This is a genomic window from Pseudomonas citronellolis (genome assembly GCF_029335315.1).
Classification (GTDB): Bacteria; Pseudomonadota; Gammaproteobacteria; order Pseudomonadales; family Pseudomonadaceae; genus Pseudomonas; species Pseudomonas citronellolis_A.
On sequence record NZ_JARJLT010000298.1, the window covers coordinates 1 to 13,781 of the forward strand.

Genomic DNA, 13,781 nt, shown 5'->3' on the forward strand with positions numbered 1-13,781 from the left:
GGCGCCCGCGCCCTCACTCCTTGCGGTGCACCGAGAAGCCGGCCCAGGCCTGGCTCACCGGCATGATTTCCAGGCTGTTGATGTTGACGTGGGCCGGCTGGTTGAGAATCCAGTGGATGGTCTCGGCGATGTCTTCCGGTTGCAGCGCCTCGGTGCCGGCGTAGGTCTTGTCGTAGCGCGCCTGGTCGCCGCCGAAGCGCACCAGGGAGAATTCGCTTTCGCACAGGCCCGGCTCCAGGTTGGTGACGCGCACGCCGGTGCCTTGCAGGTCGCAGCGCAGGCTCAGCGAGAACTGTTCGACGAAGGCCTTGGTGGCGCCGTAGACGTGGCTGCCCGGATAGGGCCACTGGCCGGCCACCGAGCCGAGGTTGAGGATGCTCGCGCCGCGACCGTGGGCGATCAGCCGGGGCAGCAGCAGGCGGGTGCAGTACATCAGGCCCTTGATGTTGGTGTCGACCATGGTGTCCCAGTCGTCCAGGTCGCAGTTCTGCGCCGGGTCCGCGCCCAGCGCCAGGCCGGCGTTGTTGATCAGCCCGCGCAGCTTGTCGAAGCCGGCCGGCAGGTTGTCCACCGCCGCGGTCACGGCGGCGCGGTCGCGCACGTCGAGCACCAGCGGCAGCACCTGGGTCTGGCTGGAGAGTTCCTCGGCGAGGGCCTGCAGGCGGTCCCCGCGGCGGCCGGTGATCACCAGCGACCAGCCGTCGCGGGCGAAGCGACGGGCGCAGGCTTCGCCGAAGCCGGATGTGGCACCGGTGATGAACAGGGTGGAAGACATGGCCAACTCCTCTGCTGGGCCAGGGGCCACGGCGCTTCGCCGTAGCCATGAGTCTGGCGGGTTTTCTGTCGGACCCTGGAGGATAACAGCCCTCTCCCGCGTCTCCACGCTACAGCCGCGATGCACAGCACCGACACAGTTCCCGCAGCCGCCCTGGCGCGCGGCCAGGGGAAGTTCTCCCCCAGTTTCTCCACAGCTTTTCCACTGTTTGGCCCACAACCCGGCAGGGTCGCCTGGAACATCCGGCGAATCTCCGCCAGGCCAGTGATAAGCCACGGCTGGCGCGGCTTGTACGACAGCATTGGTCAGGAATCAGGCAGCCGCACCGAGGCCCCGGCGGCACTGGCCCGGGGCATTCTTCCCCCACGTTTTCCACAGGCTGTTCAACAGAAGCCGGGGATAATCCCGGCGCCCGCACGCGGGCGTTTTTTCCTCGACGGCCCGGCGAAAAACCGGACAATGCCGCGCAGCCCGCCAGGGGCCTGGCCCGGCGCCAGCTTTCCCAAGCTTATCCACAGATTACCCAACAGATTCCGTGGACAACCCCGGCGCCCGCGCAAACGCCCTCCATCGGGCTCAACTGGCTGTATATACAGGGCTTTGCGCGGGCTGGCGAAAAAACCGGCGATGCCTCGCGGGCCGGCCGGGGCGCTGCTCGCAGGCAGCTGCCCCAACCTTATCCACAGTACTTTCCACAGTTTCGCTGGATAACCCGTTCAGTCGTGCTGTGCGACCAACAGGCGCGCGGCGATGAGGTCTTCCAGGGCGTAGCCGACCGACTTGAACAGGGTGATTTCCTGGTCGTCGCGGCGCAGCCCGTGGCCTTGCAGCAGATCGCCGAGCTGGGTGTGGATGGCCGATTCGGCAATGACGCCTTCGGCCAGCGGGATCAGCAGGTCGCCGGCTTCTTCCAGTGCGCCTTCGCGGGTGTCGACGACGATCCGCGCGCGGCGCACGGCTTCGCTGTCGGTCTCGCGCATGCTCGGCAGGAAGGCCCCGACCAGGTCGAGGTGAGTGCCCGGGCTCAGCCATTCGCCGCGCACCAGCGGCTCGCGCGAGGTGGTCACGCAACTGACGGTGTCGGCGGCTGCGACGCCTTCGGCGAGGTCGGCGCAGGCGCGTACCGGGTAGCCTTCGCCGGCCAGGCGCTCGACCAGCGCGGCGACCTTCGACGGGTGCCGGCCCCAGATGGCGATGTCGGTGTAGTCACGCACCGCCGTGTGGGCGCGGACCATGTGCGGCGCCAGGGTGCCGCTGCCGACGATCAGCAGGCGCTCGGCGTCGCGCCGCACCAGGTGGTCGGCGGCCAGCGCCGAGGTGCAGGCGGTGCGCCTGGCGGTCAGCTCGGAGGCTTCGAGCAGCGCCAGCGGGCGGCCGTCGACGCCATCGAACAGGCAGAACAGCGCGGCCACCGCCGGCAGCCCGCGCGCGCCGTTGCCGGGGAACACGGTGACCAGCTTGACGCCGATGTCCTTGCCCGGCCGCCACACCGGCATGCTCAGCAGCGAGGCGTCGTCGGGCAGCGCGTGGCAGCCACGCACCGGCGCTTCGCAGGCGCCGGCCAGGCCTTCGCGCAAGGCTTCGATCAGTTGTGGATAAGCCAGCCGCTCGGCGACGTCGGCGTTGGTGAGGAAGCGAACATCGTGCATGGAGACTCCCCATAAAGTCAGGTGAGCCCTTGTAGGAGCGAGGGGGACGCCTAGTTCTTGCTCGCGAAGCTTTTCCGGCGAGAAGGGTTCGCGAGCAAGCTCGCTCCTACGAAGAGCAGATGTGCGGTCAGTGCCCACCCAGATAGGCGTCGCGCACCTCCTGGTTGCCCAGCAGCTCGGCGCCGGTGCCGGTCATGCGGATCTCGCCGTTGACCATCACGTAGCCACGGTCGGAGAGCTTCAGGGCGTGGTTGGCGTTTTGTTCGACGAGGAACAGGGTCATGCCGCCCTTGGCCAGTTCGCGGAGGATCTGGAAGATCTGCTTGACCACGATGGGCGCCAGGCCCAGCGAGGGTTCGTCGAGCAGCAGCACCTTGGGCCGGCTCATCAGCGCACGGGCGATGGCGAGCATCTGCTGCTCGCCGCCGGACATGGTCATGGCGCGCTGGTTGCGCCGCTCCTTCAGGCGCGGGAAGAGGTCGAACATGCGCTGCATGTCTTCCTGCACGTGATCCGTGCCGATGGGGATGGTGCCCATCAGCAGGTTCTCCTCCACGCTCATGTCGGGGAACACCCGGCGCCCTTCCGGTGACTGCGCGATGCCGTTGGAGGCCACGTAGTGCGCCGAGCGCCGGGCGATGTCCTGGCCGCGGTAGAGGATCTGCCCGGCCGCCGCGCGCGGCTGGCCGAAGATGGACATCAAAAGGGTGGACTTGCCGGCGCCGTTGGCGCCGATCAGCGCCACCGTCTCGCCTTCGTTGACGCTCAGGGAAACCTTCTTCAGCGCCTGGATCGGCCCGTAGAAAACATCCACATCACGGAATTCCAGAATCGGCGCCGTCATGCGAGCTCCTCTTCGTCTGCGCCCAGGTAGGCGGCGATGACCTTCTCGTTGCTGCGGATTTCCGCCGGCAGGCCGCGAGCGATCACGTCGCCATGGTCGAGCACGATGATGTGGTCGGAAATGTTCATCACCATGCCCATGTCGTGTTCGATGAGCAGCACGGTGATCCCGTGGTGGTCGCGCAGGTAGCGCACGATGCGGCTCAGCGCCTGGGTCTCGGCCGGGTTGAGGCCGGCGGCCGGTTCGTCCAGGCAGATGATTTCCGGGCGCGTGCACATGGCCCGGGCGATCTCCAGGCGGCGCTGCTGGCCGTAGGACATCTCGCCGGCCAGGCGGTTGGCGCAGTCCACCAGGTCGACCACTTCCAGCCAGTAGAAGGCGTGGTCCAGCGCCTCGCTTTCCGCACGGCGGTAGCCGGGGGTGTTGAGGATGCCGGCGACCAGGTTGCGGTTGACGTACATGTGCTGCGCCACCAGCAGGTTCTCCACCACCGACATTTCGCGGAACAGGCGGATGTTCTGGAAGGTGCGCGCCAGGCCCGCGCGGTTCACCAGGTGGGTGCCGCCGAACATCTTGTAGTACAGGCGGTTGGCGAACTGCGCCGGGTTGACGAAGTCGCCGCCCTGGAACGGCTGGCCGAGGATCTTGATGACGTCGGTGGTGCCGCCCTGGGCGTTGAGCAGGATCTTCCCGCCGGTGGCCTTGTAGAAGCCGGTCAGGCAGTTGAACACCGTGGTCTTGCCGGCGCCGTTGGGGCCGATCAGCGCGGTGATGGAACCGCGCTCCACGTCCAGGTTGACGTCGTTGAGCGCCTTGATGCCACCGAAGTGCATCATCAGGTGCTCGACGCTGAGGATCTTGTCGCTCATGGCGCCACCCCCTTGCGTACGGCGAAGCCGCGACGGTTGATACGGATGAGCCCGCGCGGGCGCCAGATCATCATCAGCACCATGAGCATGCCGAACAGCAGCACGCGGTAGTCGGCGAAGCTGCGCAGCAGCTCCGGGGTCACGGTCAGCACGAAGGCCGCGATGACCACGCCGAGGGTCGAGCCCATGCCGCCGAGCACGACGATGGCGAGGATCAGCGCCGACTCGAAGAAGGTGAACGAGGACGGGTTGACGAAGCCCTGGTAGCTGGCGAAGAACACCCCGGCCAGGCCGGCGGTGGACGCGCCGAGCATGAACGCCGAGAGCTTCACCAGCACGTGGTTCAGGCCCAGCGAGCGGCAGGCGATCTCGTCCTCGCGCAGCGCTTCCCAGGCGCGCCCGACCGGCATGCGGGTCAGTCGGTGCTTGATGTACAGCACCAGCAGCACCACCAGGAACAGCACCGCGTAGATGAACACGAACTTGAGGTTCTGGTTGTAGTCGATGCCGAGGAACTCGTGGATCGGCGTGCCCCCTTCCTTGGCGCGGCGGCCGAACTCCAGGCCGAAGAAGGTCGGCGCGGGCACCGGCATGCCGTTCGGGCCGCCGGTGAAGGACAGCCAGTTGTTGAGGATCAGGCGGATGATCTCGCCGAAGCCCAGGGTCACGATCGCCAGGTAGTCACCGTGCATTCGCAACACCGGGAAGCCGAGCAGCGCGCCGGCCAGCGCGGCGATGACGGCGGCCAGCGGCAGCACGCTCCAGAAGCCCAGGCCGAGGTACTGGTAGCCCAGCGCCAGGCCGTAGGCGCCGATGGCGTAGAAGGCCACGTAGCCGAGGTCGAGCAGGCCGGCGAGGCCGACCACTATGTTCAGGCCCAGGCCCAGCAGCACGTAGATCAGCCCGAGGATGACCACGGTGAGCAGGTACTTGTTGGCGAAGAACGGCAGGGCCACGGCGGCCACCACCAGCAGCGGGACTATCCAGCGCAGGCGGGTCTTGTAGCCCGGCGGCAGCACGCTGATGCCGGAGTCGGAGCCCTCGAAGCGTTCGAGCACGCGGCCGCCGGCGGCGGTCTGCAGGAACAGGCTGAGCAGCAGGCGCCCGGCCATCACCGCGCCGACCATCCAGGCCAGGCGTACCGGTTGCAGGGTGAAGCTGTAGCCGTCGAGCACGATGCCGACGATGGGGCCGAACACGATCAGGGCGACCAGGCCGGCGAGGACGGTGTCCAGCAGGCTCTGCTTGAGGTCGAGACGCGGGGCGGAAGCGGTCACTGTGGTCATGCTCACACCTTCGCCACCTGGGGCCGGCCCAGGAGTCCTTGCGGTCGGAAGATGAGGATGGTCACCAGCAGGCCGAAGGCGAACACGTCCTTGTAGTCGGTGTTGACCATGCCCGAGAACTGCGCCTCGGCGACGCCGAGGATGAGCCCGCCGAGCATGGCCCCGGGCAGCGAGCCGATGCCGCCGAGCACCGCGGCGGTGAACGCCTTGATGCCGATGACGAAGCCGGCGTAGAAGTCGAAGGTGCCGTAGTTCATGGTGATCAGCACGCCGGCCAGGGCGGCCATGGCGGCGCCGATGACGAACACGTAGGAGATCACCCGGTCGGTGTTGATGCCCAGGATCGAGGCCATCTTGCGGTCCTGCTGGGTGGCGCGGCACATGCGCCCGAGCTTGGTGTAGCGGATCACGTAGGTGAGCACGGCCATGCCGGCGAACGAGGCGATGAGGATGAACAGCTTGGTGTAGGTCAGCTGCACCCAGCCTTCGCCGATGTGGAACTTGAAGGCGCCTTCGAGCAGCGTCGGTACGCCCTGCTGGCGCGGCCCCTGGGACAGCTGCACGTAGTTCTGCAGGATCAGCGACATGCCGATGGCGCTGATCAGCGGCGCCAGGCGCGTGGAGTTGCGCAGCGGCTTGTAGGCGATGCGCTCGATCGCCCAGCCGTACACGCCGGTGACGAAGATGGTGAAGATCAGCGTGCCGAGGATCAGCAGCGGGAAGGAGTGCAGGCCGAAGAAGGCCAGCAGCGCCAGGCCGATGGCCGAGAGGTAGGCCGAGACCATGTAAACCTCGCCGTGGGCGAAGTTGATCATGCCAATGATGCCGTAGACCATGGTGTAGCCGATGGCGATCAGGCCGTAGACCGACCCGAGGGTCAGCCCGTTGATCATTTGCTGGAGAAAGATGCCATCCACGATTGGGTACTCACACAAGCGGGGCAGGGAAAGGCTGACGCAACGCGACCGGTGCGGCTCGTGACCGCCGGCGGGCGAGGTCGACCCGGAGGGATGCCGACGCCGCTCGTGGCGGCGCCGGCAGGCGGCGGATCAGGCCGGGATCACTTCTTGAAAGCGTCCAGCTGGTGGTACTTGCCCTTGTCGTCCCACTCGTAGACGACGTAGTCGGAGACTTTCAGGTCGCCCTTCTGGTCCCATTCCTTCTTGCCCATCACGGTCGGCACCGGGTGCGACTTCAGCCACTTGGAGGCGGCCGCCGGGTCGGTCTTGCCGGCGCCGTTGAAGCCGGCCGCCAGGGCCTGCACCGAAGCGTAGGCGTAGAGGGTGTAGCCTTCGGGCTCGAAGCCGTTGGCGCGGAACTTCTCGACCACGGCCTTGCCATCGGGGATCAGGCGCGGGTCGGCGCCGAAGGTCATCAGCACGCCCTTGACGTACTGCGGGCCGCCGGCGGTGGTGACCAGTTCGTCGGTGACGATGCCGTCGTCGGACATGAACTTGGCGGTCAGGCCCTGCTCGCGCATCTGCCGTACCAGCGGGCCGGCCTCGGGGTGCAGGCCGCCGAAGTAGACGACCTCGGCGCCGGAAGCGCGGATCTTGGTGACCAGGGCGTTGAAGTCCTTCTCGCCACGGGTCAGGCCTTCGTACAGGACTTCCTTCACGCCGCGCTTGTTCAGCTGCGCACGGGTGGCGTCGGCCAGGCCCTGGCCGTAGGTGTCCTTGTCGTGGATGACCGCGACCTTCTTGGCCTTGAGCACGTCGACGATGTAGTCGCCGGCGACCACGCCCTGCTGGTCGTCGCGGCCGCACATGCGGAACATGCCGGAGAGGCCGCGCTCGGTGACCTGCGGGTTGGTCGAGCCGGGGGTGATGGCGATGATGCCGGCCTCGTCGTAGACCTCGGAGGCGGGGATGGTCGAGGAGGAGCAGAAGTGGCCGACCACCGCCACCGCCTTGTCTTCGTCGACCAGGCGGTTGGCCACGGCCACGGCCTGTTTCGGCTCGCAGGCGTCGTCCGCCTTCACCAGCTTGATCTTCTCGCCGTTAACGCCGCCGGCGGCGTTGATGTCCTCGGCGGCCTGGGATGCTCCGCGCCAGTATTGCTCGCCGAAAGAGGCGTTGGCCCCGGTGTGCGGGCCGGCGACACCGATCACGACGTCGGCCTGGGCGAGAGAAGTCATGCCCATCGCGGTGGTCACCGCCAGGGCCAGAAAGCCTTTTCTGAAAATCTTCTGCGACATGGAGTTTTGCTCCTGAGGTTTTTTGTGATGACGCGCGAAACACCAGATGTTGGCAATTTCCCAACAGCAAGCTACGTGCCATTCGTTTTTGTTATTTGCAAAGTCAGACAGCAGAACCAGACAGGGCTGGCAGAAAACGGCTCTTGGCGCGTGCAACCCCGGATTAGAAAAGGTGCAACCCGACTATTCGCAGGGCGCAACCCACCTTCCCGAGGGCTGCAACAACCAGCAGCCACGGGCGCAACCCGAGAGGTAACCATCACTGTCACCTAACTGCACATTCCCGGTGCGCGCCCATCGAGGTAACGCACCAAAAAGGCTAGACCAAAGTGCAGAAGGGGCCAGGAGAGGGCGGGACGCAGCCGGGCGACTCCGTCCGCCGGACTCACCGCTAGATCACTACCCGCAGGCACTGGCCGGCGTGGTAGAGCGAAAAGCCCGCCTCGTACAGGCAACTGCGCAGGCCCACCGCTGAGATCTCCTCCAGCGGCCGCAGGGGCATGGGCAGCGCGCTGGCGTCGCCACGCAGGAGGAAGTCGGCGAAGGCCTTGCCGACCACCGTGCCGGTGGTGACCCCGCGGCCGTTGTAGCCGCTCATGGCGAGCAGCCCAGGCGCCGGCTCGAACAGGCGCATCAGGTGGTCGGGGGTGAAGTCGATGCAGCCGGTCCAGGTGAACTCCCACTCCACCTTGCCCAGGCGCGGGAAGTAGTGCTGCTGCACGCGGTCTGCCCAGCTGCGGATGAACCACTCCGGCTTGCCGGTGCCCTTGCCCAGGCTGCCGAGCAGCAGGCGGCCGTCGGCGTCACGGCGGATACTGCTGAGCACCTGGCGGGTGTCCCAGGAACCCTGGCCGCCGGGCAGGATGCGCGCGGCCTCGGCGCCTTCCAGCGGTCGCGAGGCGACCTGGTAGTAGTAGCCGGGGAAGAAGGTGCGGCGCAGTTCGGTCCACTCGCCTTCGGTGTAGGCGCTGGAGGCGATCACCACCTTCGGCGCCAGCACGCTGCCGGCCGCCGTGGTGACCCGCCAGGCGTCGCCTTCGCGGCGCAGCGAGGTCACCGCCGAATGGTGGAACAGCTCGCCGCCCAGGCCGACCACGGCACGGGCCAGGCCGCTGACGTAGGCCATGGGGTTGAGCGTGCCGGCGCGGCGGTCGAGCAGCGCGCCGGCGATCTTGTCGGTGCCGCAGGCCTCGGCGCAGGCCGCGCCGGTCAGCAGCTCCACCGGCGCGCCACGCCGCTGCCACTGTTCGCAGCGGCTGCGCAGGTCATCCAGGCCGCGCAGGTTGTGCGCCATGTGCAGGGTGCCTTCGCGGCGCGCCTGGCAATCGATGGCGTACTTGTCGATCAGCGAGAAGACCAGCGACGGTGCGCCGCCGAGCATGCGATTGAGGCGCCCGCCCACGTCGCTGCCCATGCCCGCCTCGATGTCGTCCGGCGCGATCCACAGCCCGGCGTTGACCAGCCCGACGTTGCGCCCGGCGCCGCCGTGGCCGGCGCGGTGGGCCTCCAGCACGCAGACGCGCTGGCCCTCCTCCAGCAGGTGCAGGGCCGCCGAGAGCCCGGTGAAGCCGGCGCCGATGACGCACACATCGGCCTTGCGTTCCCCCTGCAACGACGGCGCGTTCGGCCGCTCGGGGGTCAGGTATTCCCACAGACACTCTTGGCGAAGCGACATCCAGCGATCCTTCTACGCGAACCTTGTGAATGACTCTGTACGGCGGTTGGCGGCCCGGCGTGCCCCCTGTAGGAGCGAGCTTGCTCGCGAACCGACTCCGCTGCGGGGCCCGTTCGCGAGCAAGGACTAGGCGTCCCCCTCGATCCTACGAAAAGCGGGGTCACCTCCGGGCTGCAGGCCTCAATCGAACACTATGCCCTGGGCCAGCGGCAACTCCCGCGACCAGTTCACGGTGTTGGTCTGCCGGCGCATGTAGGCCTTCCAGGCGTCGGAGCCGGACTCACGGCCACCGCCGGTTTCCTTCTCGCCGCCGAAGGCGCCGCCGATCTCGGCGCCGCTGGGGCCGATGTTGACGTTGGCGATGCCGCAGTCGCTGCCGATCGCCGACATGAAGCCCTCGGCCTCGCGCACGTCGGTGGTGAACACGCAGGACGACAGGCCCTGGGGCACGGCGTTGTTCAGCGCCACGGCCTCGTCGAAGTCCTGGTAGGGGATCACGTAGAGGATCGGCGCGAAGGTCTCGTGGCGCACCACGTCGCTCTGCTCGGGCATTTCCACGATGGCCGGCGACACGTAGTAGGCATCGGGGAACTCGGCCTGCAGCTGGCGTTCGCCGCCGAACACCACGCCGCCTTCGCCGCGCGCCTGTTCCAGGGCGCCCTGCATGGCCAGGAAGCTGCGCTCGTCGATCAGCGGGCCGACCAGGTTGCCCTGTAGCGGGTGGCCGATGCGCACCTTCGAATAGGCCGCCTTGAGCCGCGCGACGATCTCGTCCTTCACCGACTCGTGGGCGATCAGCCGGCGCAGCGTGGTGCAGCGCTGGCCGGCGGTGCCGACGGCGCTGAAGAGGATGGCGCGCACGGCCATGTCGAGGTCGGCGCTGGGGGCCAGGATCATGGCGTTATTGCCGCCCAGTTCGAGGATGCTGCGGGCGAAGCGCGCCGCGACGCGCGGGCCCACTTCACGGCCCATGCGGGTGCTGCCGGTGGCGCTGACCAGGGCCACGCGCGGGTCGTCCACCAGGGCTTCGCCGGCGACGCGGTCGCCGATCAGCACCTGGCTGAGGTGCGCCGGGGCGTCGCCGAAGCGTGCCAGGGCCTTGTCGAACAGGGCCTGGCAGGCCAGCGCGGTGAGCGGGGTCTTCTCCGACGGTTTCCACACCACCGGGTTGCCGCAGACCAGCGCCAGCGCGGTGTTCCACGACCACACGGCGACCGGGAAGTTGAACGCGCTGATCACCCCGACCACGCCCAACGGCTGCCAGGTCTCGCGCATGTGGTGGCCCGGACGCTCGGAGGCGATGGTCAGGCCGTAGAGCTGGCGCGACAGGCCGACGGCGAAGTCGCAGATGTCGATCATTTCCTGCACTTCGCCCTGGCCTTCCTGGGTGATCTTGCCGGCTTCCCAGGACACCAGCTCGCCGAGCGCGGCCTTGTGCGCGCGCAGTTCTTCGCCGAACAGACGCACCAGCTCGCCGCGACGCGGCGCCGGCACCGCGCGCCAGGCGACGAAGGCCTGGGCCGCGCGGCCGATCTTCTGTTCCACCTCGGCGGCGCTTTCCAGGCGCACCGCGCCCAGACGACTGCCGTCGATGGGGCTGTGGATGACATGGTCGCCGTTGGAGTAGAGGGAGGAATCGACTCCCAGTTTCTCGAGCAGTGCGGAAATCATCGCGTCTCCTGAGCCGGTCGGTTAAGCCATTGGAATGCAAGCAGTAATAACCGGCTTGCCAACAGCCAACAAACAACGTTTCCTCTGCACATCATTCCGTAAATTCATGCCAGGGGCGGCTGTGCGTCCCTGGGGCATTCACAGAGCCGATCACGCCCATGCTCAACAAACGCCACCTGCCATCCATGACCGCGCTGCAGTGCTTCGAAGCGGTGGCCCGCCACCTGAGCTTCACCCGCGCCTCGGAGGAGCTGGCGCTCACCCAGAGCGCGGTGAGCAAGCAGGTGGCGCAGCTCGAGGAAATGCTCCAGCACCTGCTGTTCCGCCGCGTGCGCCGGCGCCTGCAGCTGACTCCGGCGGGCGAGCTGTACCTGCAGGAGGTGCGCAAGATCCTCAGCCAGGTCGAGGTGTCCACCCAGTACCTGCTGTCCTACGGCGGCGAGACCGAGGTGCTGCGCGTGTCCACCCCGCCAACCTTCGGCGCGCGCTGGCTGATCCCGCTGCTCAACGGCTGGCGCCACCGCCACCCGAACATCCACCTGGACCTGCGCCAGGAGCTGGAGCCCGGCGACCTGCAGCAATCGCGTTGCGACCTGGCGTTCTATTTCGGCCCCGGCACCCTGCCCGGCGCCGAATGCGTGCACCTGTTCGGCGAGGAGGTGGTGCCGGTGTGCGCCCCGGGCATCCTCCCGGCGCAGCCGCTGAGCGACCCGCTGCAGCTCAACGACCTGGTGCTGCTGCAGAACGCCACCCGGCCGGAGGCCTGGCACGAGTGGTTCGCCAGCCTGGAGCGGCGCAGCGAGCACAGTTTCCACGGGCCGCGCTTCGACACCTTCTACATGTGCATCCGTGCCGCCCAGGCCGGTTGCGGCGTGGCGCTGCTGCCGCGTTTCCTGGTGGAAGAGGAATTGCATGAAGGCAAGCTGGTGATCGCCTGGCCGCACGCCTTGCGCAGCCGCAGCGCCTATTACCTCGCCTACCCCGAGCACGCCGCCGCGGTGCCCAAGGTGCGCGCCTTCGTCGAATGGATCGGCGAGCACCTGGCGCAGCGGCCCTGAACCCGCGTCCGCGACCATCCGGGCATCGCCCGGCGCGTCGCGGGCTGGTATTTTCTCCGCATCCGACGGGCCGCCCCCGTCCACCGCAGGATCGAGGACCCCATGAAAGCCACCCAAGACGCCATCGCCAAAGACCTCAACGTGCAGCCGCCCTTCCAGTCCGACGCCGAACTGCAGGCGGAAATCCAGCGGCGCATCCGCTTCATCCAGGACAGCCTGCGCGAATCCGGCATGAAGACCCTGGTGCTGGGCATCAGCGGCGGCGTCGACTCACTCACCGCCGGCATGCTCTGCCAGCGCGCGGTGGAAGGTCTGCGCGCCGAGACCGGCAACCCGGACTACCGCTTCATCGCGGTGCGCCTGCCCTACAACGTGCAGGGCGACGAAGCCGACGCCCAGGCATCGGTGGATTGCATCGCCCCGGACGAACGCCACACGGTGAACATCGGCCCGGCGGTACAGGCCCTGGCCGAACAGACCCGCGCCCTCGACGGCCTGCCGGCGGGCACCGCCGACTTCGCCCTGGGCAACACCAAGGCGCGCATGCGCATGGTCGCCCAGTACACCATCGCCAACGCCCGCCAGGGCCTGGTGGTCGGCACCGACCACGGCGCCGAGGCGGTGATGGGCTTCTTCACCAAGTTCGGCGACGGCGCCTGCGACATCGCCCCGCTGACCGGCCTGGTGAAGCACCAGGTGCGCAGCATCGCCCGCAGCCTGGGCGCCCCGGAGTTCCTGGTGGAGAAAGTGCCCACCGCCGACCTCGAGGACCTCGCCCCGGGCAAGCCCGACGAGCACGCCCACGGCGTCAGCTACAAGGAGATCGACGCCTTCCTGCACGGCCAGCCGGTGAGCCCGGAAGCCTTCGAGATCATCAAGCGCACCTACGAGAAGACCCACCACAAGCGCCAGCTGCCGAAGGCGCCGTAAGCCAGCACCTGCGCGGGACAGCGGCGGATAACGTCGAACGTTATCCGCCCTACACCCAGCCTACCCTCGACGTAGGGCGAATAACCGTTCGCGGTTATCCGCCGTTTTTCGGTGAGCCGGCCCTAGGTCACCCGTGCCGGAATCACGTAGAACCAGATGGCGATGAAGTGCAGCACGCTGCCGGCGATCACGAACAGGTGCCAGATGCCGTGCCAGTGGCGGAAGCGGCTGTCGTAGGCGAAGAAGACGATGCCGATGGTGTAGAAGGCCCCGCCGCCGACCAGCCAGGCGAAGCCGGCGCCACCCAGCGCGCGGTACAGCGGGCCGACGGCGATCAGCACGATCCAGCCCATCACCGCGTAGATGATGATCGACAGCACCCGCGCCTCCGAGCGTGGCTTGATCTCCTGAGCCATGCCGATCACCGCCATGCCCCAGACGATGCCGAACAGCGTCCAGCCCCAGGCCCCCTTCAGGGTGACCAGGCAGAACGGCGTGTAGCTGCCGGCGATCAGCAGGTAGATCGACAGGTGATCGAGCTTGCGCATGATCGTCTTCGCCCGGCCACGCACGCTGTGGTACACCGTGGAAATGCTGTACAGCAACAGCAGGGTGGCGCTGTAGATGGTCACCCCGACGATCTTCAGCGGCTCGCCGATCAGGCTGCTCGCCACCACCATCCAGACGCCGCCGACCAGCGCCGCCAAGGCGCCGACCAGGTGCGTCCAGGCGTTGAATCTTTCACCGTGATACATGTTTGCCCCCGGAAAACAGTGTCACTGCGCCGATGGCGCACCGGGATAAGGTAGAACGAAAAAGCCCGGCGG

Annotated in this window: 11 protein-coding genes and 1 pseudogene; 2 read left to right on the plus strand and 10 right to left on the minus strand. The window is 67.7% G+C overall.

The window, feature by feature from the left end:
* Window positions 1-13 precede the first annotated feature (13 nt).
* From P3W75_RS22315 to amaB, 9 genes are all read right to left on the minus strand, one after another.
* Window positions 14-775, minus strand: coding sequence for an SDR family oxidoreductase (locus P3W75_RS22315; protein WP_276229493.1), 762 nt, complete (start codon window positions 773-775; stop codon window positions 14-16).
* Window positions 776-1,491: 716 nt separating this feature from the next.
* Entirely contained in the window at window positions 1,492-2,424 is a 933-nt protein-coding gene (locus P3W75_RS22320; protein ID WP_276229494.1) for an ornithine cyclodeaminase family protein, read from the minus strand.
* 127 nt (window positions 2,425-2,551) lie between these two features.
* Complete coding sequence (locus P3W75_RS22325) at window positions 2,552-3,268, minus strand: ABC transporter ATP-binding protein (protein WP_276229495.1); 717 nt, start codon at window positions 3,266-3,268, stop codon at window positions 2,552-2,554.
* The gene (locus P3W75_RS22330) at window positions 3,265-4,137 is read right to left on the minus strand and encodes an ATP-binding cassette domain-containing protein (RefSeq protein WP_276229496.1); all 873 of its coding nucleotides are present in this window, start codon (window positions 4,135-4,137) and stop codon (window positions 3,265-3,267) included. The genes P3W75_RS22325 and P3W75_RS22330 overlap by 4 nt, the downstream gene beginning before the upstream one ends.
* Window positions 4,134-5,423, minus strand: coding sequence for a high-affinity branched-chain amino acid ABC transporter permease LivM (gene livM, locus P3W75_RS22335; protein ID WP_276229497.1), 1,290 nt, complete (start codon window positions 5,421-5,423; stop codon window positions 4,134-4,136). Before livM ends, P3W75_RS22330 begins: the two co-directional genes overlap by 4 nt.
* 2 nt (window positions 5,424-5,425) lie before the next feature.
* Window positions 5,426-6,340 carry an ABC transporter permease subunit gene (locus tag P3W75_RS22340; RefSeq protein ID WP_276229498.1) on the minus strand — a complete coding sequence of 305 codons (915 nt, stop codon included), beginning with the start codon at window positions 6,338-6,340 and terminating at the stop codon, window positions 5,426-5,428.
* 143 nt (window positions 6,341-6,483) lie between these two features.
* Window positions 6,484-7,620 carry a branched-chain amino acid ABC transporter substrate-binding protein gene (locus P3W75_RS22345; RefSeq protein ID WP_276229499.1) on the minus strand — a complete coding sequence of 379 codons (1,137 nt, stop codon included), beginning with the start codon at window positions 7,618-7,620 and terminating at the stop codon, window positions 6,484-6,486.
* Between the two features lie 391 nt (window positions 7,621-8,011).
* The gene (gene amaA, locus P3W75_RS22350) at window positions 8,012-9,295 is read right to left on the minus strand and encodes an L-pipecolate oxidase (protein WP_276229500.1); all 1,284 of its coding nucleotides are present in this window, start codon (window positions 9,293-9,295) and stop codon (window positions 8,012-8,014) included.
* 180 nt (window positions 9,296-9,475) lie between these two features.
* Window positions 9,476-10,966, minus strand: a complete 1,491-nt coding sequence (gene amaB / locus P3W75_RS22355) for an L-piperidine-6-carboxylate dehydrogenase (RefSeq protein WP_276229501.1) — start codon at window positions 10,964-10,966, stop codon at window positions 9,476-9,478.
* 158 nt (window positions 10,967-11,124) lie between these two features.
* Here amaB and P3W75_RS22360 point away from each other — a divergent pair.
* A pseudogene (locus tag P3W75_RS22360) lies at window positions 11,125-12,059 on the plus strand (LysR family transcriptional regulator); the annotation flags it as partial.
* Between the two features lie 67 nt (window positions 12,060-12,126).
* Complete coding sequence (nadE, locus tag P3W75_RS22365; RefSeq protein ID WP_276229503.1) at window positions 12,127-12,954, plus strand: ammonia-dependent NAD(+) synthetase; 828 nt, start codon at window positions 12,127-12,129, stop codon at window positions 12,952-12,954.
* 122 nt (window positions 12,955-13,076) lie between these two features.
* On the opposite strand, the gene trhA is transcribed toward nadE, so the two are convergent.
* On the minus strand, window positions 13,077-13,709 hold the full coding sequence (gene trhA, locus P3W75_RS22370) for a PAQR family membrane homeostasis protein TrhA (RefSeq protein ID WP_276229504.1): 633 nt from the start codon (window positions 13,707-13,709) through the stop codon (window positions 13,077-13,079).
* Between the last annotated feature and the right edge of the window lie 72 nt (window positions 13,710-13,781).